Annotated in this window: 18 protein-coding genes; 4 read left to right on the top strand and 14 right to left on the bottom strand. The window is 44.4% G+C overall.

Annotated elements, in window-relative coordinates; genetic code table 11:
- Positions 1–68 precede the first annotated feature (68 nt).
- The 3 genes from ACN0V2_RS03280 to ACN0V2_RS03270 all read right to left on the bottom strand — a co-directional run bounded on the left by ACN0V2_RS03280 (position 69) and on the right by ACN0V2_RS03270 (position 2381).
- Complete coding sequence (locus tag ACN0V2_RS03280; RefSeq protein ID WP_417549357.1) at positions 69–1043, bottom strand: FecR domain-containing protein; 975 nt, start codon at positions 1041–1043, stop codon at positions 69–71.
- Positions 1040–1579, bottom strand: a complete 540-nt coding sequence (locus tag ACN0V2_RS03275) for a sigma-70 family RNA polymerase sigma factor (RefSeq protein WP_417549356.1) — start codon at positions 1577–1579, stop codon at positions 1040–1042. The genes ACN0V2_RS03280 and ACN0V2_RS03275 overlap by 4 nt, the downstream gene beginning before the upstream one ends.
- Positions 1580–1706: 127 nt before the next feature.
- Complete coding sequence (locus ACN0V2_RS03270; RefSeq protein WP_417549355.1) at positions 1707–2381, bottom strand: Fe2+-dependent dioxygenase; 675 nt, start codon at positions 2379–2381, stop codon at positions 1707–1709.
- Positions 2382–2430: 49 nt separating this feature from the next.
- Here ACN0V2_RS03270 and ACN0V2_RS03265 point away from each other — a divergent pair, with 49 nt between their 5' ends.
- On the top strand, positions 2431–3228 hold the full coding sequence (locus ACN0V2_RS03265; RefSeq protein WP_417549354.1) for a hypothetical protein: 798 nt from the start codon (positions 2431–2433) through the stop codon (positions 3226–3228).
- Between the two features lie 41 nt (positions 3229–3269).
- Here ACN0V2_RS03265 and ACN0V2_RS03260 read toward each other — a convergent pair whose 3' ends face one another.
- The 4 genes from ACN0V2_RS03260 to ACN0V2_RS03245 all read right to left on the bottom strand — a co-directional run bounded on the left by ACN0V2_RS03260 (position 3270) and on the right by ACN0V2_RS03245 (position 8393).
- Entirely contained in the window at positions 3270–4403 is a 1134-nt protein-coding gene (locus tag ACN0V2_RS03260) for a PepSY-associated TM helix domain-containing protein (RefSeq protein WP_417549353.1), read from the bottom strand.
- A gap of 10 nt (positions 4404–4413) precedes the next feature.
- Positions 4414–6810 (bottom strand): TonB-dependent receptor domain-containing protein, encoded by a 2397-nt coding sequence (locus tag ACN0V2_RS03255; RefSeq protein ID WP_417549352.1) that lies wholly within the window; start codon positions 6808–6810, stop codon positions 4414–4416.
- A gap of 104 nt (positions 6811–6914) precedes the next feature.
- The gene (locus ACN0V2_RS03250; protein ID WP_417549351.1) at positions 6915–7883 is read right to left on the bottom strand and encodes a FecR domain-containing protein; all 969 of its coding nucleotides are present in this window, start codon (positions 7881–7883) and stop codon (positions 6915–6917) included.
- A 9-nt stretch (positions 7884–7892) separates the two neighbouring features.
- Positions 7893–8393, bottom strand: coding sequence for a sigma-70 family RNA polymerase sigma factor (locus ACN0V2_RS03245; protein ID WP_417549350.1), 501 nt, complete (start codon positions 8391–8393; stop codon positions 7893–7895).
- Positions 8394–8682: 289 nt separating this feature from the next.
- On the opposite strand from ACN0V2_RS03245, the gene ACN0V2_RS03240 reads away from it, so the two are divergent.
- Positions 8683–8961, top strand: a complete 279-nt coding sequence (locus ACN0V2_RS03240) for a type II toxin-antitoxin system RelE/ParE family toxin (protein ID WP_417549349.1) — start codon at positions 8683–8685, stop codon at positions 8959–8961.
- Between the two features lie 14 nt (positions 8962–8975).
- Complete coding sequence (locus ACN0V2_RS03235; protein WP_417549348.1) at positions 8976–9251, top strand: HigA family addiction module antitoxin; 276 nt, start codon at positions 8976–8978, stop codon at positions 9249–9251.
- 249 nt (positions 9252–9500) lie between these two features.
- On the opposite strand, the gene ACN0V2_RS03230 is transcribed toward ACN0V2_RS03235, so the two are convergent.
- The 6 genes from ACN0V2_RS03230 to ACN0V2_RS03205 all read right to left on the bottom strand — a co-directional run bounded on the left by ACN0V2_RS03230 (position 9501) and on the right by ACN0V2_RS03205 (position 16275).
- The gene (locus ACN0V2_RS03230; RefSeq protein ID WP_417549347.1) at positions 9501–11933 is read right to left on the bottom strand and encodes a TonB-dependent siderophore receptor; all 2433 of its coding nucleotides are present in this window, start codon (positions 11931–11933) and stop codon (positions 9501–9503) included.
- A 79-nt stretch (positions 11934–12012) separates the two neighbouring features.
- Positions 12013–12969: a FecR domain-containing protein gene (locus tag ACN0V2_RS03225; RefSeq protein ID WP_417549346.1), complete on the bottom strand. Its 957-nt coding sequence runs from the start codon at positions 12967–12969 to the stop codon at positions 12013–12015.
- A 5-nt stretch (positions 12970–12974) separates the two neighbouring features.
- Positions 12975–13472, bottom strand: a complete 498-nt coding sequence (locus tag ACN0V2_RS03220; protein ID WP_417549345.1) for a sigma-70 family RNA polymerase sigma factor — start codon at positions 13470–13472, stop codon at positions 12975–12977.
- Between the two features lie 110 nt (positions 13473–13582).
- On the bottom strand, positions 13583–14038 hold the full coding sequence (locus ACN0V2_RS03215) for a TerB family tellurite resistance protein (protein ID WP_417549344.1): 456 nt from the start codon (positions 14036–14038) through the stop codon (positions 13583–13585).
- Between the two features lie 52 nt (positions 14039–14090).
- Positions 14091–15221 (bottom strand): GNAT family N-acetyltransferase/peptidase C39 family protein, encoded by a 1131-nt coding sequence (locus tag ACN0V2_RS03210; RefSeq protein WP_417549343.1) that lies wholly within the window; start codon positions 15219–15221, stop codon positions 14091–14093.
- Positions 15205–16275 carry a DUF2817 domain-containing protein gene (locus tag ACN0V2_RS03205; RefSeq protein WP_417549342.1) on the bottom strand — a complete coding sequence of 357 codons (1071 nt, stop codon included), beginning with the start codon at positions 16273–16275 and terminating at the stop codon, positions 15205–15207. The genes ACN0V2_RS03210 and ACN0V2_RS03205 overlap by 17 nt, the downstream gene beginning before the upstream one ends.
- A 167-nt stretch (positions 16276–16442) precedes the next feature.
- Here ACN0V2_RS03205 and ACN0V2_RS03200 point away from each other — a divergent pair, with 167 nt between their 5' ends.
- Positions 16443–17927, top strand: coding sequence for a RimK family protein (locus ACN0V2_RS03200; protein ID WP_417549341.1), 1485 nt, complete (start codon positions 16443–16445; stop codon positions 17925–17927).
- A 60-nt stretch (positions 17928–17987) separates the two neighbouring features.
- Here ACN0V2_RS03200 and ACN0V2_RS03195 read toward each other — a convergent pair whose 3' ends face one another.
- Positions 17988–20045, bottom strand: a complete 2058-nt coding sequence (locus tag ACN0V2_RS03195) for a TonB-dependent receptor (RefSeq protein WP_417549340.1) — start codon at positions 20043–20045, stop codon at positions 17988–17990.
- Positions 20046–20137 lie beyond the last annotated feature (92 nt).

Here is a 20137-nt window from a genome sequence, read left to right as displayed (position 1 = left end):
TGAATAACGTAAGTTAAGGGGTTATCCACAAAGACGAGTCAGCACTTGAAAAGGTATAAGTTTTTGAATTATGTCGAATAAACCGTCACCCAATAACGACTGCGGAATGTTATAGCTACAGGAAACAATCGCGTTACAGCCATTAACGCCTGATCGGTATTGGTCACATCAAAGGTTCCACTGATGTGATACTTGGCCAGCTCCGATTCAACACGAATAACACCAGGACGATAGCGGGCCAACTCATTTAAAAAACGATCTAACGGCATATCATTGATAATCAGCTTCTGCTGCACCCAGGCATCCTCACCCTCCATAACGGCCGTAAGAGGTTCAAAATGTGTTTGGGTAAAAATCAACTTGTTACCCGCCGTGCACATGGTCTGCTGTTTATCAGGCAAATTGACTTTTACCTGATGCTCAAACACCGACAGAACCGTGCGATCTTTTTGTTGTTGAATAGAAAACCGTGTACCCAACGGTATTAATAAACCTTGGCCGGTTTGCACAACAAAAGGACGGATATCATTAGTTGAATTGGTGGAAATCATAATCTCACCTTGTTGCAGGTGGAGACGTCTTTCCAGTTCTGAAAAATGAATATTGATAGCTGTGGCACTATTCAGCATAACCATTGAGCCATCAGATAACTGCACTTCGCGTATTTCACCCGTATCGGTGTGATGATCCGCCAGCATCAAACTGGCGGGCGAGTATTGCCAGGCCAGCCAACTTGAGGAAGAAATAACACCTATACCAGCAATGCTTTTCAACAGGTTTCTTCGAGCCTTGGCAGGTTGTTCTTCTTCGTCTGGTTTAAGTGAATTGAATGCCAGGTCGCCAGGGAGCTGCTTTAGTTGTTGCTGCAGTTTTTCCAGCTGCTGCCAAGCCCATTGATTTTCAGGTTGTTTCGATACCCAGTTTTGCAAGGCTTGTTGCGTCTTCTGGCTGTTCGACTCTCCAGTGAGTTCCACATGCCATTGAGCGGCTTCCGTCAGCGCTCTGTGTTGCTGCGGCGTTAACTTCGCTACTGCGCTGTTCATGCATCAAGCTGCTCATATAACGAAAATATCAGGCAATGCTGGGTTGCTTTGGCCATGTATTTTTTTACTGAGCTTTCAGACATCCTCATCTCATCAGCAATTTCCCGATAAGTCATCCCTTTTAGCTGAGACATTAAAAAGGCTTTTTTCACTTTCACACCTAAACCATCCAGCATGGCATCAATTCGATACAGCGTCTCGAGCAAAATCATGCTCTGTTCTGCTGAAATAACTTCCTGCTCTGGTTGCTGCATCATTGCTTGTAAATAGGATTGCTCTATAGTGCGACGCCGGAAGTGATCGATCATCACCCTTTTGGCAACTGTCACCAGATAACTTCGTGGCTCACGAATTGCCTCAACCTTTTCATTAGAGCCTGGAGCGGTCAATAATCTTACAAACGTATCCTGTGCTAGATCAGCCGCCTGATGAGAACAATTTAATCGCTCACGTAACCAGTTTTGTAACCAGCTGAAATTGTTTTGATAGAGTTTTTCCAGACTTTGAGTCGAAGGTGGCAACAATGGCGCATTCATGGTAATTATTCACAACTGTTAATGATAATGATTCGCAGTTGCATTCTATGATAATTAATAATTAAGAGCAATCCATCGACACATTTCATTTCTAACGGATTGAAACTATTCTTAAATCGAAATTGGTTTATCGATCTAGCCACTGTCGCAGCAGATTATTCCGTACTCGTGAGAGTCGATCATATTGAGCTGTCTTGCCGTTTTGATTGAATTCTTGACGCAGCGATTGCTCCATATCAAACAGTATTTCCCGTTGATTCGGCTCTCGCACCCGACTGGTAACCCAACCAACAATAACCAGTCGTTCACCTTCGGTAACTTCATTGACTCGATGTAGAAAAGTCGAGGGATATAACAGTAAATCACCCGCATCAAGTTTCCAGCTACGTTCACCGCTGCTGTCTTCTAATACCAGTTCACCGCCCTTGTATTGGTTTGGATCAGAGAGAAACAAGGTAAATGAAATATCGGTGCGTTGTTTGTTGATCAATGCTTCATCAATATGCGTACCATAACTCATACCAGGCTGATAACGACTTAATAGCATACGAACAAACTGTTGTGGATATGTGCTCTGAACGAATAAATCATTGGCCAGCAAACGTTGTTCCACTAACTTCAAAATGCCAGCAATTTCCACCATATCCGCTTGCTGATTTTGTTTTACTTGAATAGCAGCTCTTCCAGCGGTGCTTTGACCGTCATGGAAAGAAACATCGTTAATGGTTGCCTTGATGGCTTCAAGATCAACCTCTGATAAACATTGTGAAAGATGCAGGATCATATTGAGAATGAGTCTCATTTGTGGCAAAGTAGCTAACTTATCATAACGCCACTCTGAGAGACATACTATGCAAGAAAATCGAAAAAAATGGGTAAGCCTTGGGGTTGCTCTGGCTAGTGGGATTAGTTTGAATGCCAGCGCAGCCGATATGTCACATGATATGCATTTCACCAATGAAAATATCACCGTAGCCGCCGCTGGTGAAGGTGAAGGTGGTGGCGTCACCGAGACCGATTTGAAAACCAATGATGTCGCTTTTTTAACGCGTTTGGGTCTGATTCGTGGTCATTTGCTGGTGGGTTATGAGTTATATAAACAAGGCCAGGTCGATATGGCGATTACTCATATGAAACATCCACGTGATGAACTGTATGCGGGCCTCGTTCCATCAATTGAATATCGTGGTGGAAAGCGCTTTGACGAAGCACTTAGCAACCTAGCCGATAAAGTGGTTGGCAAAGCACCCCAAGATGAAGTTGATGAAGCTTACGAACAACTTGAAGCTGGCATCATAGCCGCTGAAGCCGTAGCAAAACCGGATTTAAAAAATACCCTCCAAAGCATTAAAGACTTGGTCCGTACCGCGGGTGAAGAATATGCACTGGGCGTAGAAAACGGCAAATTGATTAATCTGCATGAATATCAAGATGCATACGGCTTTACTCAAATCGCCAAACGCCGTCTTGAACAACTCCCCAAAGCAACTCGCAAAGAGTCTGCTGATACGGTTAAACAGGTTGAAGGCTATTTAGATGAACTTGCTGATTTATGGCCAAGCATCGCGCCTAAAGGTGATGTAGATGGTGACGCATCCAAATTGTATGGTGCGGCAGCGCGAATTGAGATTGCAGCATTGAGTATCTAAATCGTTACCTTCATTTAAGAACTCCATAAAAAAGCAGGCTTTTACACCAATGGTGGAAAAGTCTGCTTTTTTGCATTCTTAAATCGTAATTTTCTGAGCCAAAGCATTACGCCGGTAATTGAAAGTAATAATGGAATAAGTCCTGCAACCATCCAGACTATTCGTCCTGAAATGCCTAAAAATTGACCAGTATGTAATGGCAATTGCCACGCAGCATAACTGTCTCCAGACAGATTGTTTTGCGGTTCATCGACATGCAATATCGTTCCATCCAAACCGACAAAAACAAAGATATTTCCATACGGTCCGGCAGAATATTTTTCTCTTAAATAAACCGTATAAAAACCTTCCTCGGAATGATTTCTCAGATAATAGTCTTCTGTATCTGGACGCACTTTCAATGCCGCATCAACTGCATCATCAAAACCTTTATCTATCCGTGAAACGGCGTCGCTGGCAAGGTTAAATGGTGGGGTCATAGGAAAGATACTGGTTATAACAGGCCGGATTACTCCATCCATATTCCACCATAAACCTGTCCAGAGAATAAGCAGAAACAAAACCGAAAATATCAGCCCGAATGATCGATGCAAATCAAACATTAATCTGGATGACCCAGCCGTATATTTAATACTAAGAGCTTTCTTCCATTTGTTTTTCTTTGGCCAGGCCAGCCAAATACCTATCAGCGTAACCGTCAGCCATAAAAAAGTGACGATGCCCAATAAATATTTGCCGAAAGATCCCAAACCCAGGCTGTAGTGCAGCCGATAAAGAAAAGGCATCAAATGGCTTCGGGCCAAACTGGTTCGGTCAATATCCCGATCGCCAAGAATCAGGCTGGTATACGGATTGATAAATACTTCATCAATTCCCGCTTGCTCCCCGGCGAGATAAAAAATCACGCTGGATGTATTATCCTTTGCCAGAATAATTCCGTGAACCGTGGCCGTTGGATAGGTCTGTAAAACCTGTTCTGACAATGTTTTCAATGATTGAGCATTATCTCCAACGTCAACCAAATACCAGGTGGGATTAAACCATTGATCCACTGCCCGCCAGAACGCAATAGCCGATCCTGTTAGACCGGCTATCACAATAAACAGCAAAATAAACACGCCAATCCAGCGATGCAAAAGCAGCCAGAAAGATCGCTGCGAAAATAGAGCGGTCATTTGCTGCCTTTTACATTTCAGCTCTCAAGGCAATGCCAAATGTTCTCGGTGCACCGACATCCAGGAAGTCATCACCTTGATTATTGGTAATGTATTCACGATCCAGCAAATTCCTGACGAACGCTGAAACCGTGAGGTTTTTTGATAATGGATATTCACCATTAAGATTCACCAACGTCACACTATCGTTATCTCGTTCAGAAGCAATGCCGCTGTCGTAAGCCAGTGTAATACTATCGGACTGGTAGACAATATCACTGCTAAGTCTTAATCCATTTATAAAGCGATAACTACCACCGATAGATACTTTATATTCGGGCGCAAATGGAAATTGCTGCCCACTCAGATCATTGCCATCCATATTGAAGTCAAGATATCTAGTATGGTTATAAGAAGCTCCTGCAAACAGAGTGAACGCATTATTTACCAAATAGTCCGCTGACAGCTCCAAGCCCTTCATTCTAGATTCTGCTGCATTGGCCACAGTGGCAATGCCAAGTTCATCAGCAATTTCAACCTGTTGATCTTTCCAATCCGTGTGATAAATATTGAGATTGGTATTTAAACGGTTAGCTAACCAGCTCCCCCGCCAAGCGAGCTCATAGGTACTGGTATATTCTGGATCATAGCTACGGTGAGCTGTTGAGGTACTTAAATCCACACCGCCCCCACGATAACCTTTCTGCCAGGTTAAACCGATAAGATGATTTTGATTCAGCCTGTGACTTAAGCCAACTTTCGGCAACAACTCGGTGAATGAGTTATTTTCATCAGCAGACTCAACGGTAGCCAAACCTAATGGATCAACATACTGAAATTTTGTGTTATTTTTTTCATGATCCAAACGCAGGCCGGTTATCCAGGTCCAGTTGTCAATAAACTCCCAGTTAACTTCACCGAAAATGGCTTGGTTGCGAATGACGATATCGCCTTGTGAAACCAGCGCCGGATCTTCAATCCCGCCAAGATTAAGATTGACCCGATCATCAATATCATTACTGTGTTTAGCGTAATAGAGCCCAAAGTAAGTCAACAAACGTTCGCCTTCGTACGTAAAACGAAATTCCTGACTCAACAGATCTTGTTTATGTTTACGAACAGCTTCGCGTTCAAGTGTGACTGTCTGATCAAAGTCCAATAAAGAATCATAATTTGACCATGTACCGCTGGATAAACTGCTAAATGTCCAGTTATCAGATAGGTAATAATCCAATTTAGCTGAAGCGGTATTTTGATCGAGTGCGTCTCTCTCAGCCGTATTTAGAAAATGGTCGTAATATCGTGGTTTACCGTTTTCTACACTGACCGTATTCGCCCCTCTTTTTTGCTCTGTACGATCCAGCGTTAACAGTAAGTCCATTTTTTCTGAGGGCTGAAACAACAATTTTCCGCGAATATTGACCGCACGTTGTGCATCACCATCCCGGTCAAGCGTAACGTTATCTATATAGCCATCCGCGGTTTGATAATCGACAGCCAAACGGCCTGCTAGGAGATTGTCCACAATCGAGTCATTGGCAACGAATGAGACACCTTGTTCACCATAGCTGCCGAAATTAGTCTGAGCAGCAAATTCGGGTTGAAAAGTAGGATCATTGGTTTTTAATACCACCGCCCCTGCTAGTGAGTTTCGTCCCTGAGTGGTGGACTGTGCACCACGGTATACCTCAACCTGTTCCACATCCCACAAACGAAGCGAGTTCATGGTGACCAGTCGATGAGTCTGGGCAGCGCCATCCACAAATACCGTCACGGCACCATTCATCGTGCCCGCTCCCTGAGAGTCAAACCCCGAAACCGGCACCCCCCGAATTCCCCAGTTTTCATTGCCAGATTGGGTATAAAGTCCAGGTGTTCTGGCCATAATATTTTGTAAGTCCTGATCGGCATGCTGCCGAATATCTTCCTGGCCAAACACCGCGACACTGGATAATGTGTCCTGCAACCTGCGATCAAGTTTTTCTCCCGATACGATCACCGCTGGTAACTCAATTTGATTATTCGTCTCGACAAGTGGTGTTTTATAAATCGTAAAACTGCCATCAGCTTTCTGTGAAATGGTCAGCCCACTGCCTGCCAGCAACATATCCAAAACCTGCTGCTGTGAATATTCTCCTGAAATACTCGGGCTGGTAAGTCCGTCGGTCAGAACTGAATCAAAAGACAATGGGATACCAGCACTCACAGCAAAACTGGATAAGCTGCGTCCTAAAGGCCCAGCTGGTATATGGTAGGTTTTAATTTCTGAGGTATTGAGTGATGCCGTTTCAGCAAAGCTATTGCTGCTGATAGCTATACCCGTGGTTAGCGCCATGCCAAGCAAAGCACAACGAATAGATAAATTGAGTCGACTGGTTTTTAAGGTTTTGGGCCTTGTTTGAAGGTAAGTTGATTTTGCAGGGGACATTCAGCTGATCCTTAGATTAAGTCAAAAAAATGTGTTCTCACCATCCTTGCCAGCTGAAAGCAAAAAAAGTATCAGTCTGTTCACATTTTTATTTATTGCTGATTTTAAATGGGCAACAGATTGATCCAGTAACCCTGCATATGCGATGTCAGTTGAATAGGGTAAGTCGAGACCAGCATGCGTAGTGTCAGATCGGTGTCGGAGACGGGAAACGAACCTGAGACTGGCAAATCTGCAATTTTAGGATCACATCTGACAATGCCGCTTCGATAACGGGCCAACTCCCCAACAAATTCAACCAGAGGCATTTTGTCGGCCATTAACATGCCCTGAGTCCAGGCGGTTGCAGCTTGATTTACAGCAAATGATGATTCAACGGCATATTGGTTAAAGTGGATTTGTTGTCCTGCTTTAACAACCTTTTGCTGTGAAATATCGGCATCCTTGGGAGTAACTTTCACAGTACCTTCCAAAACGGCAAGCTGAGTTGAATTTGCTTGCTGATACACCGTAAATTTTGTGCCCAATGCTTCGAGTTGTCCTTGTCTGGTGCCGACCATAAATGGGCGTGAAACGAGTGCATTATCCACCGCCGTCTGCACCAGTATTTCACCAGATCGCAGCCAGATAAAACGTTTTTCATCATCAAATTGCACATCAATGGAAGTAGCGGTATTTAAGGTCAACTGGGTACCATCGGCCAATTGCAATTCTCTTCTTTCGCCACTGGCAGTGTGATAATCAGCCGTCCAACCCAGCGTTTCCAGTGTCCGCCAACTTCCCCAGCCGATTGGTGCAATTGCCAGCAAAATCGCCAGCTTATTAACAATGGCTCGTCGATTAGGATTTTCCGGTCTATCCAGTGCAGGGATGGCTAATGATGGTGGCAGTGAACCCAGTTTATTAATAAGTAATTCGGCCTTGGCCCAGGCACGTGCATGATCTGGATGCAGTTGCTGCCAGCGAAGGCAAGCTGCACGATCAGATTCCGTTACATCGGTGGCGCTTAATCGCATTAACCAGTCTGCGGCTTGGTCGAGTATGTATGGTTCAATAGTGTTGGGTTTTGACATGTTGGTGCGTTATTCCATCGCCAATAGACAATGCCGGAAAGCTTGTTTCATATAGCGTTTCACCGTAATCAACGACACGCCAATTTTTTCTGCAATGGTTTCGTATTTCAGTCCCTCAATCTGCGACAACAAAAATGCACGTTTTACCAAAGGTGGTAACGCATCCAACATTTGGTCCACTTCATTCAGTGCTTCAAGGATAAGGTAACGTTGTTCTTCTGAAGGGATTTCCTGAGGTGGTAGCAAGGCCAAGGCATCAAGATAAGCACGCTCCAGTGCTTGGCGTTGATACCAGTTCACCAGCAGACCTTTGGCTATGGTGGTCAGATAGGCACGTGGTTCGTTAATTTTGGTTTGTTTGCGCGCCGCTAAAATTCGCGTAAAGGTATCTTGGGCTAAATCATCAGCTTGATGAGTACAGCCCAATTTGGATCTCAACCAACCCTGCAGCCAACTGTGATGCTCAATATACATTGACTGAACTTGCTGTTTGGTCTGATGGATCGACATGAAGCGCCTATACCCGTGGCAAACTCACCACAATCGCGAATAAGAATTGTTCGCAAGTATATTGAGCTGTGCAGGTATATGCAAATACCTGAAAGAAACGCCTTGCCAATTTTGCGTTTAAATTAAAGACCAATTCCGTTACGGGATTCAATAACTTTATATGGTTCAAACTTAAGTTTGGCTCTGTTGAACTCGTGTTGGCCTAGAGAATGATACTCAACGCAAAATTGCACACTGTCGCGAGACGCGATACAATAATTCTGTGCAGAAAAACAGGGCTGATAAAGGGATGATCAAAAGCATCAGGCACAAGGGACTGAAACAGTTTTTCGAGAAGGGAAGCATCAAGGGCATTCCCGCTGATCATGTTGACCGCCTCCGAGATCGACTGACCGTATTAGATGCCGCCACCAACCTTGACGATATAGCGGTCAGTAACTGGGGCCTGCACCCGCTGACCGGAAAACTGAAAGGCCAACATGCCATCAAGGTATCCGGCAACTGGCGACTTTTCTTTGAATTCCGAGATGGCAACGTTTACCTCTTGGACTATGACGATTACCACTGATGGGAGAAAATACCATGACGATGTATGACCCCTCACACCCAGGCCGTATTATCCGGCAGCGTTTGATTGAGGATGAAGACGGTCACAAGATTGACAGTGTGGCTGCGGTCGCCGAACGGCTGGGCTGCCACCGCAACACCCTCAACCGGGTCATTAATGGCAGCGCCTCCGTGACACCGGAAATGGCATTGGCTCTAGAACATGCCGGAGCCGGCAGTGCTGAGTTCTGGCTGACCATGCAAGCCAATTATGATCTGTTTCAGCTTCGCCACAGCCGGGGTGCGGCTTGAATTGAACAAATACTGGAATACGTTATTGCTCTGGCAAACGCTTTAGTTTTTCGTTACTTTGATGTTGGGTTTCATTGCATTCAACCACAACCTACGCGCTAATCAGGTTTCTAAACCAGCACAACGCACAACTACCAAAACGTATGCGTCGCAAAGAGTTGGTCAAAGCGGCTATATTATTTGATATTGGCAAGAATAAAAAACCGCCAAGCAAATCTTTTGCCTGACGGTTTGAGGTGAATAAACCTGCTACCAGTTATAAGTTGCTGTTGCTACTGCTGAACGCTCCACACCATAGAAGCAGGCATAAGAACAGGTCGCATATTCTTCATCAAAAAGATTATTGATATTTAACGCCAGCGACCATTCTGGCGTTAGGCTGTAATTCACTACTGCGTCCACCACGGTAAAGCCAGAAACTTCGTACGTGTTTGCGAGATTAAAACTTCTGCCGTAATAACGCACCCCAGCTCCTATACCTAGGCCGGGCACGGTTTCGGTGAACTTATAATCTGTCCATAACGACGCCATATGTCTGGGCACCGCACCATAGCGATTACCTTCAGTACCACTGTTACTTTCGGTAACTGCATTGTCGATATAACCATAAGAAGCAATCAGATTCAGATTATTGGTCAAATTAGCACGGGCTTCCAGTTCAAAACCTGTTGATTCAACTTCGCCCTCCTGAATTGAAAAACCAGGATTATCAATATCAGCAGTGGTCACATTTTTCTGGGTTAGCTTATAAACAGAAGCCGTTACCGACAGTGCTTGACCTTCAGGTTGATATCTCAAGCCGATTTCATATTGCTCGCCTTCAGTTGGCTTGAATGGTGAACCGTTTACATCTTGTCCACTAGACGCTTCGAATGATTCTGAATAGCTAATATAGGGGGCAAAACCATTATCAAACAGATAAACCAAACCAGCACGGCCGGTAAAAGCATCATCGTCATAATCTTCGCTGGAGACGTTTGTTAATTTGTTTTTCGTATCCGATTTAATTTTATCGTAGCGGCCGCCAAGCATGACGACCCATTTGCCAGCAATTTTTAAATGCTCTTGTGCATACACGCCTAATTTGTCGGAAGTTTGCTTTGTATAGCTACTCGGAGCTGCACTCAAAGTCACAGTTGACCCATAATTGGGTGCATAAAGATTTAGAGGTGACACACTACCGCTAAAGAAATCACGCTCAAACTCATTCTCGCTGTAATCAAGTCCAACTAATGAGGTATGCTCAAACTGACCATGCTGCCATTTGGCCTGCAACTGATTATCAATAGACCAGGAGGTATCCTTTGAATTTCTGACATAAGCCCCTCTGGAAAGCAATTGCTGGTCGGCATCGATTAACGATCCAGTTGACACAACACGTTCTATCACTTTGGAATCGAAATACAGCAAATTTTGCCGAAAAGTCAGCAGCTCATTAAATTCATGGCTAAATAAATAACCCAATGAATGATTGCGTGTATCGAATTTGTCAAAAGCGGGCTCACCAACAAACCTGTCACGATCAATGTCACCGTTAATATTGTCCAGTACTGTTCCTTCGGCGGGCAGGCCGTAGTTATACACCGTATCGTTATGCTGATAATTTGCTAGTAAAGTCAGGGAAGTAGCGTCATTAGGTTGCCAGCGAATAGACGCTGCACCAAAATCACGGTCATCTGGAATATCATCCACCATGGTATCGCTACGTCTCACCAGCCCCGTCAATCGATAAGACAAGGTGTCATCGCCAGTTAAAGATCCAGCAAAATCGCCGGCTAATTGCTTGCGATCAAAACTACCCGCTTGCACTTTTAGCTCTCGCAGGGTTTCGATTTGAGGTTGTTTGGTTACCATGTTTACGATGCCGCCAGGAGCTGCATTACCATATAAAACTGAAGCAGGTCCTTTGAGTATTTCAATACGCTCCATTGCATAAGGCTCAGACACACCACTAAAAGTATTACGTGAAAGCTTTGTTCCATTTAGATACATTGGAGCAGATCCGGTGACATTAAAGCCGCGAATAATCATGCCGTCACTGGTCGTGCTATCACTGCCCATGGGCACAATTCCTGGGGTATATTTCAATGCCTGATTTAAAGATTCTGCATTTTGGATGGCGATCTGATCGGCGGTCACAATCGACACCGTTTGTGGAGTTTCTATTAATGGAATATCTGCTTTGGTGGCTGTAATACTCTGTTTTGCAACATACCCATTCACAGGCCCAAGTCCTGACTCTGTTAATGCGGCGGCTGAGACATTCACACGGGGTAATACAACCTCATCACTTACCTTTTTATCTTTCGCTGCCTCAATCCGGTAACTATTCTGATTAAGCACAATGATTTGCAAAGATTTACCAGCCAGTAATTTATTTAGTCCCTGTTCGACCGAGTACTGGCCTGAAAGCGTTTCTGTTTGTTGTCCCCGGACTAAGTCTGGATCGAATGACAAGGTAATCCCGGCCTGACTGGCAAACTGGTTCAGTGATTGTGCCAATGGTCCAGCTGAGATCTTAAATTGCTGCTGTTGTGTAACAGCCGCTTCGGCGGCCATTAATGTGGTTATTGGCAATGCTCCGGTGACGACTACTGTAGCTATGATGGCTGCTTTTATTGACTGATTGAGCATTGTCGGCTTTTTTAAGACTTTCGCCTGTGTGGATTGAGCAGAGTTCATGGTCTTCCTTTTCAGCGTAAATAGTGTAAATGAGATTCATTTACTACTGATGCCGAAGCAACTGAAAAAAGAGGCCAAATTATTTATTACTCGTTACCGTGACCCAATATGGACTGCGATAAACCACGTTTACCGGCAAGGTATGTGTGATATTGCTGAGGGCGATATCGGTATCCGTTAATTGGAAAACGCCTGAGAGACGTAACTGTGCTACAGCCGGGTCACAGCGCAGCCACCCCTTACGATAACGTGATAGTTCGGTAAGCACTTCAGCTAAAGATTGATTATCGACAATCAATTGCTGATGCGTCCACGCTGTCGCTGTTATCGGTTGGCTTATTGTTACAGGCTCAATATCTACTTTGGAAAACTGGCTTTGCTGACCGGCAGTGATACGTTGAACCTTATCGGTTGCGGCGGTATGAATTTCCACGGCATCTTGCTGTACCGCTACCTGAGAATATTCTGAACTTAACCGCACCGTGAACACCGTTCCCAAAGCACGAATTTGCCCATGTTCTGTTTTGACTAAAAATGGTCGGCCCAGCAGCTCATCATTGGCTGTGGTGATTTGAATTTCACCTTCCAACAATTCTATTAATCGCTGAGTTTCATCAAACAACACATTCACTGCGCTGTGGGTATTCAATATCAGCTTGCTGTCATCCGCCAGCGTGATTTCACGTAGTTCTCCGGTCGCTGTCTGATAATCGGCAGCCCAGGATGATATTGGGGAATGTTGATAGACCAGCCAACTCCCGGTTGGAATAACAAGCAATGCGCTGATGGCTTTGATAAGGTTGCGCCGCTTAGCATGTTTTCGACTCAAGACTGAAAGGCCTAGTTTTTCTGGCACCTGGTTAAAGGATTGATTTAATTGTTGAGCGGCTTGCCAGGCACGTTGATGATCGGCACTTTGAGCACACCATTGCTGCAACTGATTTTGTTCGTCCTCGGTTAACGCTTGGTCCTGCATTTTGACCAGCCAGTCAGCTGCTTGAGCAATAATTTTTGCTGGTGGTGTTGTGGTTTGCATGTTGCTCACCACAATAACGTTAAACAGTGAACATAGGCCTGCTGCATATCGCGTTTAACCGTCCGCAGCGATACACCTTCGCGTTCTACGATTTGCTTGTAACTAAGGCCTTCGAGCTGAGATAACAGAAAGATCGTTTTTACGCGTTTAGGTAGACGGTCTAATAAGGCATCAAGTTGGTCTAGTGTTTGACGGATTAATAGACGTTCTTCTTCTGAAATTATGGTGAGTTCTGGCATATTGGCCAAAGCTTCCTGATAAGCACTCTCCAATGACCGCCTACGAAAATAATCAATCACCAGACCGTTGGCTACGGTACGCAGATAGGCCCGTGGCTGTTCTGGAGTAAAATCTGTTTGTTTATGTTGAGCCTGCAATAAACGAACAAAAGTATCCTGCGCCAGATCGGCAGCACGCTGATCACAACCTACTTTTTGATACAACCAACCACGCAACCAGGTGTGGTGGTCTTTATAGATAGTTTCCACAGGAGGTGGTGACATGTGTCGTCGACCGATTGCAGTTAATGAGAATGAGATACATTAACGTTTTAGCTATTGACTGACAAGTGTCGTGAGAAATAACAGTAAGGTTGAGCTGGGGGAAGCTAAACTCAGCTATGTCCGGTAGCGGCCAATTTCGCAGCAATATAATCACTGTGTTCAACATGTAACAGGTTACTAATACGGCGAATAACGTGTTGTTCTATCTGATGAACTTCATGATCAGCATTGGCTAATTGCCAGAGGATATGGATCAATTCAATTTTCTTTTTTTGGCTGTAAAGTCGATTGATTTCAGAGGTAAAGGCAAAATAATCTGTGGCGGATTTATGGGCCTTTTCGGCTTCAGCTAACAGACTTTCAGCTGCAGTTTTATCCAGTGAAAATCGTTTCTGGAAAATCGCTAACAACATATCCCGCTCTTCATCCTTGAAATGATAATCGGAAGCAATTACTTCTACCATCAGTGCAGCCGCGGCGAGCCTGACGGATAAATGTCCGGCATCACCGGTATCCTCATCATTGAGTAATTGTCGTTGTAAAAGTTGTTTGAGTTTTTCGAGCATATGTTTCTCCTGTACTGAAGTGACAGATTAATCACATAGCAGTTCTTAGGGATTATTTGATTGAATGCAAAATAACCGCAGCTTGATAACGGGGCTTACCGTATCCCAACATGCGATTGAATTCTTTATGGGTCACGGGCACATAAAAGCTGTCGGTCAGGGTTTTATCATCATCCCAATCAATATCGGGATCATGAAAATAGACAAAGGTATCTGAGATCGACACCAAAACCACCCAATGGGGAGATTTGTTCTGGTTAAGCCGATAAGAGCTAATCAACACCACTGCCAACGCGCCCTGATTAAGGTAGTCACGTAGTAAATTCACATCCATTTGCCGCATCTGCTGTTCAACTTCCGAGGTTTCCAGCTGACGCATAAAATCCTGATGCACACACTCCATCACCGCTTTTTTATCTTCGCTACGTACCCCGTTTACAAACGGGACTTCGGCGCTATTAGTTATCAAGGTGGTTTTGAAATAACGCCGCCAAGCAGCTAATGCCAATCCCTGTGCACTACAGCCGCCATGACCTGATGTCATAAATATGGTGGTGGCTTCTCGCCAAAGCTGTAATTCCAAACCACGGTCCAAGTGCATTACTGGCTGCAGGGTTTTCATCGCCATCATTAAACTGGCTGGGCCACAGGTAAAATCGGTGCTTTGTGTGTAATGAAAGACTTGTTGATGCAGTTCTTCGGGTTGTGGCTGCAATACTTTCATCATGCGCAGAGCGTTGGCATGATCCTCGTAGTAATCCGTGACAATTTCAAACTGGTGATATCCGAGGCTTTCATAAAGTTTGATGGCGCCAACATTATCAGGACGCACTTCCAATCGAATAAAACTGCGACCAGCAGTCAATGCAGCCTGCTCGGCCTCGCGCATTAAAGCTCGAGCAATTTTCTGGTTGCGGTATTCAGGTAATACCGCCAGCGAATAGATGCGTCCAAGCGAGGTGCCTCGGGCATACAGCAATAACACATATCCCATGATGTTTTGTTGTTGCTCGGCGACCAATAATAAAGCGTTGGCCTTGTTGATCATCCATTTAAAGCTGCGACGGGATAATTGATCGCTGTCAAAACAGATGTTTTCAATGGCCAACAGGGCATCTACATCTGCTAACGTGGCCGCACGAAAAGTTATCGGATCTGCTTGTTGATTAACTGCCATTTGCATTAGCGGTCAAACCCTCCAAGGCCATTTCGATGACCTGGCGCCCACGAAACAATACCAGCTCTTGCCATTGGGTCTCATCAGGACAGAAAAAATCCTGCATGGCATGTTTGATATCCAGCGTTTTCTGATCCGACCAGTCAATCTTTCCAGATTTTTGTAATTGCTGATCGGCAAATAGTACATTCAACATTTGCTGATTGCCGAAGGTACCGAATTCCAAAGTCAGAAAACACACATTATCACCTTGTTGGTGCCAGTAATAATCGTGTAAACCATATTTAACGCCCGATGTTGATGTGCCTAGAGCGGGTTCGGTTACTGTCGCACCAAATAATTCACGTGCTTTTTTCTGACCGGCGGTTTCAGGCGGATGATCACAGATTAATTCACCATAACCATATGGCCCCAGGCCGCTATGGATATCAATGACAATCACATTATCGCGTTTGTCCGGTTTAAGTTGAGCCACCAGCTCTTCAATTGTTTGCCGAGACCAACTGGCTTTTTCACCACCATAATAAAGTGCATCAGCTTTGCTATATTGGCCTTGGCTGAGCTTGTCAAATTGCTCGCGTTGCTCACCAACAAGGTTTACGCTGTCTTGTTGCTTATTGAGATTTTCCCAAATTGCAACGGCCTCGTCGGAGTCCGGTAATGTGGCATTAAAGTCGACAAAATTACGATTGATGTCGATGCCTTCATGGTCATTACGACTGGCACAGGCAAATCCCCAAGGGTTTAATGCATGAACCATCACGACACACACATCCGATGGTAAGCGTCGATGCCGTCCGACAAAGTCAGATTGAATAGCTGAACCCACTCCACCTTCAACACCATGGATACCGGATACCAGAACCAGAATATTTTTTGCCTTGGGACTACCTGCCCAGGCAATATCACAGAACAAACGTTCATTTTTAGGTCCACGAACCGGGTGGACAATATTATTTACCCGTTCGACAATGGAGCTAGTTTCCACTGCTGATATGAACTTGTCTCGTGCACCAGCATAGCGTTGAGAAAACACACTCAGAACGGCTTCTGCATACATGGCAACAACTCTCCTGTACTTAATTTTTCGGCGAAGAATAGGCGACTTTTATGATTTTGACCAGATAATCAGCGTAGTGGCAAAAATATTTATCACAACCATGACACAATCACTTTATGATGCACAAATCGTCTGGCTAACTTGATTCGGAGCACTGTTAACGCCCTATGACTAACCATCTGATAATTCTAGAAAATATTGAAGACTGGGCGCCTTATTTTCCCAGCGCGCAGGTCATTGCGGTGGATGATTATCTGCAAACCCCCTCACCCAGTGCGAGCGAACGTGCGCAAATTATTAACCTCTGCCACGGCTTGGAATACTTAAGCCCCGGTTATTATTGTTCGATGGTGGCAGAAGCGCGCGGACATCGGGTGATGCCGAGCTTACGCACCATCAATGATTTATCTCGCAAGAGCTTGTATGCCTATGACTTGTCCGATTTCGGAACCCATCTTGATAAAGTCATTGCGGCCAGTGATAAGCAATCTGAAACCAGCTTTAATCTCAAAGTTTTTTTTGGTCAGTGTGAATTTAAAGGCCTGCAAAAGCTGGCGAGACAGATATTTGAACAGTATCCCTGCCCGATCATCGAAATCGAATTCACTCATAAAGGCCATTGGTTAATTTCGGCCATTAAAGCTGCACCGCTTAATCAGCTTAGTGATAGCGAACAAGATAACTTTGCCAATGCCTTGGATGCATTCAGCCATAAATTGTGGCGTAAGCCTTCTAAACGGCGTCAATATCGTTATGACATGGCGATTTTGTACAACCCAGATGAAAAAATGCCACCCAGTGATGCCACAGCATTAAAACGTTTTATCGCCAGTGGTAAACGTATCGGTATTGATGTTGAGTTGATCACGCCGCGTGATTACATTCGTATTGCCGAATATGATGCTTTATTTATCCGTGAAACAACTGCGATTCATAACCACACCTATAAATTTGCTCGGCGGGCTGAAAGTGAAGGTCTGGTGGTAATTGATGATCCCACCTCAATCATTCGCTGCACCAACAAGATCTATCTGAAAGAACTGTTGGAAAAACATAATTTGCCGATGCCGGAATCGCACCTGCTGTATCGCAACGATAAAACCGGTCTGGAAAAAATCTGTGCAGAAGCAACGTTCCCCTTAGTGATGAAAATCCCTGATGGCGCTTTTTCCAAAGGGGTTATTAAGGTTAACAATGCTGATGAACTGCGAAGCAATGCTGCTGATTTTTTTCAGCAATCCGCGATCATTTTGTTACAAGAATTTATGTTTACTGACTATGACTGGCGTATCGGGGTATTTAACAATAAACCCATTTATGCCTGTCAGTATTTTATGAGCAAAGGCCATTGGCAGATTTATAATCACAACACCAAAAAAGGCACTGACTCGGGTAAATCAGCTGCCGTACCAATTTCCGAAGTACCGGAAAAAGTACTGAAAATTGCCATAAAATCGGCGAAATTGGTGGGAGATGGGCTTTACGGCATCGATATCAAACAAAGTGGTAGCCGGGTAGTGTTAATTGAAATCAATGATAACCCCAGCATTGATAGTGGCGTTGAAGATGCCTACTTGGGACCTGCACTTTATGACGATATTATGCGAGAGTTTTTACGCCGGCTCGAAGCGCGTAAAGCACATCGTCAATAATTGATTAAAAAAAAGCGGTGGTTGATAACTCAGCCACCGCTTTTTAATCTAGCTACGTTTTTAGAAAGAGTAACTTGCTCCAACATGCAGGTAACGTTTTTCACCGACAAAGTAGCGATAACCTTCTGGATTAGATCCATTTATTTGAAAGTCAGCACGTTCAGCATACTCAGTATTAAACAAATTGTGCACTCGACCATAAAGCGTCAAACTTTCAGTTACTTGATGTGAAGCACGTAAGTTGAAGACATCATGACCATCATATTTAGCTGTATTGGCATCGTTTACGTAATACTCACTCATGTGGATCCATTCAAGTTCCGCACGACTTCTCTCCGTCACATTCCAACCTAAACGAATATTGCTCATTTGTTTTGGAGCAGTGACTAAATAATCACCTTTTTCGATATTGCTGGAAGCTCTGTCAAAGTCATACTCATGCTTGGCGAAAGTGAGATTGGCAGCAACATCAAACATTTGATTGAATGGATAAAACACACCCAACTCCAATCCGGTATGCTTGGTTTTACCGTCAGGAACATTGATTGTGTTACTGTCGGTGAAGAAATAATCTTTTTTCTTCATTTGGTAGGCTGCAATTTCATATTGCAGTCCTTGGCCCACACGTCGCACCCCAATTTCTACACTATCAATTGTTTCAGAGTCGGCTGCTCCGCCTGTGGCACCTGTTTGTTGTATACGGTAGAGATCGGTAGTTTGTGGGGCACGATTACCACGTGCGTAATTTATAAACGCAGCGGTATTATCGGTAAGCTCTTGGACCAGACCCAATTTCGGGCTCAAGTTGCTAAAGCTTTCTTTATCGCTGTCTGGTCGCAAATAGCGGTCACCAAATGTACGAGAATTCGTATTATTTGTGTAATCGTATTTAGTGTATTCATAGCGCACACCTGCAGTGACACGAGTTTTATCCAAGACCTGCCATTCACTGTGTACATAAGGTGCCAACACAGTCGCATCCACTTCATAATCGTAATGAACACCTGGGAGGAAGTTGTTACTCCCAAATGGATTTGGATTAAATTGAACTTCGGATAGCTCACCTTCAGTATATTCAAAGTCAGTACCTAAGATAATTTTATGCCCGCCATCTAAATCTTTTGTATAGGCTGACAATAAACCGACGCTAGAGTGTTTGTTGTTTTCTACTGGTTGTCCAGGTAAAAAATGCATCAAAAACTCCATTTCGGTATGACGCAGGTATGGTGTCAGTTTAAATGTAGAGGTATCTGTTAACTGGCGTTCCCACTCAGTAGATAAGCGAGTCGCTTTAGCATCTCGATAGGCTTCTGGATTTGGGTTGGTACGAGAGCGACCCTCATCTTCATAGGCTTTAAACCCAGTAATATAACCGGCTGTTTCCTGATTAAGATTAGTATGGCTGAATAAGGTTTTGAAGCTGTCGATCTCACCATAATAATCATGACGGAAACTGACTTTTTGCTGGTCATAACCCGCTTCACTGACATAACCACCATCAGTTGTGCCATTAACACTTAAACGATAACCATGCTTCCCGACGGTATCACTGACTGTACCTTTCATTTGATACAAATCGTGTGGCCCAATCGAAAAATCAATTTCACGCTCTAAATCCAAGGAAGGTGCTCGACTTAACACGTTAATGAGACCATGGACTGCGTTTGAGCCGTATAAAGCACTACCTGGACCACGCACTACTTCAATACCGCCTGCCTGCTCGTAATTGACTTCAAACAGACCATTTACATTGGCAAAACCTGCCGCACGCAAGGGAATACCATCCTCTAAAAACAGGAAAGAACCGGCCCCCGCACCACCTGTTAGCACTGGTGAACGGATAGAGGTAAGATGCTCTTGACCATTTCCGCGTTGAATATTCACGCCGCTAATACGGTTGATAACTTCTGTAATATGATCGGGGCGAATCAGATCAATCTCTTCTTCAGAAATCTTCCCGGTATTACCGGCTAATTCTAGGATCGGGGTACCCGAACGTGTACCTGTGACAACTAACTCGTCAAGAGATAAATCCTGATCTTCTTGAGCATAAACGGGGAGGGCAATATTCAAGCTGGCCAAGGCCATTAAGATAGGTAATTTCCGTAAAGTGGGCATGAGTTGTGATTCCTGAGCAATATGTTGTAAAAAGTTGACGCATTCTCTCATGTTGTGTTTTTGCAACACATCAGAAAAATCCTTAAATGACG

Origin of the sequence: Methylophaga sp., from assembly GCF_048266885.1 — a bacterium.
GTDB lineage: Bacteria > Pseudomonadota > Gammaproteobacteria > Nitrosococcales > Methylophagaceae > Methylophaga.
Note: the sequence above shows the minus strand (reverse complement) of the source record. Positions and strands in the feature narration are given on the sequence as shown.

Coding starts and splice junctions, on each gene's coding strand:
- ACN0V2_RS03260 (WP_417549353.1), bottom strand. CDS start 4,403: ATGACCGCTCTATTTTCGCAGCGATCTTTCTGGCTGCTTTTGCATCGC.
- ACN0V2_RS03230 (WP_417549347.1), bottom strand. CDS start 11,933: ATGAACTCTGCTCAATCCACACAGGCGAAAGTCTTAAAAAAGCCGACA.
- ACN0V2_RS03240 (WP_417549349.1), top strand. CDS start 8,683: ATGATCAAAAGCATCAGGCACAAGGGACTGAAACAGTTTTTCGAGAAG.
- ACN0V2_RS03275 (WP_417549356.1), bottom strand. CDS start 1,579: ATGAATGCGCCATTGTTGCCACCTTCGACTCAAAGTCTGGAAAAACTC.
- ACN0V2_RS03235 (WP_417549348.1), top strand. CDS start 8,976: ATGACGATGTATGACCCCTCACACCCAGGCCGTATTATCCGGCAGCGT.
- ACN0V2_RS03250 (WP_417549351.1), bottom strand. CDS start 7,883: ATGTCAAAACCCAACACTATTGAACCATACATACTCGACCAAGCCGCA.
- ACN0V2_RS03220 (WP_417549345.1), bottom strand. CDS start 13,472: ATGTCACCACCTCCTGTGGAAACTATCTATAAAGACCACCACACCTGG.
- ACN0V2_RS03205 (WP_417549342.1), bottom strand. CDS start 16,275: ATGTATGCAGAAGCCGTTCTGAGTGTGTTTTCTCAACGCTATGCTGGT.
- ACN0V2_RS03245 (WP_417549350.1), bottom strand. CDS start 8,393: ATGTCGATCCATCAGACCAAACAGCAAGTTCAGTCAATGTATATTGAG.
- ACN0V2_RS03225 (WP_417549346.1), bottom strand. CDS start 12,969: ATGCAAACCACAACACCACCAGCAAAAATTATTGCTCAAGCAGCTGAC.
- ACN0V2_RS03265 (WP_417549354.1), top strand. CDS start 2,431: ATGCAAGAAAATCGAAAAAAATGGGTAAGCCTTGGGGTTGCTCTGGCT.
- ACN0V2_RS03195 (WP_417549340.1), bottom strand. CDS start 20,045: ATGCCCACTTTACGGAAATTACCTATCTTAATGGCCTTGGCCAGCTTG.
- ACN0V2_RS03255 (WP_417549352.1), bottom strand. CDS start 6,810: ATGTCCCCTGCAAAATCAACTTACCTTCAAACAAGGCCCAAAACCTTA.
- ACN0V2_RS03215 (WP_417549344.1), bottom strand. CDS start 14,038: ATGCTCGAAAAACTCAAACAACTTTTACAACGACAATTACTCAATGAT.
- ACN0V2_RS03210 (WP_417549343.1), bottom strand. CDS start 15,221: ATGCAAATGGCAGTTAATCAACAAGCAGATCCGATAACTTTTCGTGCG.
- ACN0V2_RS03280 (WP_417549357.1), bottom strand. CDS start 1,043: ATGAACAGCGCAGTAGCGAAGTTAACGCCGCAGCAACACAGAGCGCTG.
- ACN0V2_RS03200 (WP_417549341.1), top strand. CDS start 16,443: ATGACTAACCATCTGATAATTCTAGAAAATATTGAAGACTGGGCGCCT.
- ACN0V2_RS03270 (WP_417549355.1), bottom strand. CDS start 2,381: ATGAGACTCATTCTCAATATGATCCTGCATCTTTCACAATGTTTATCA.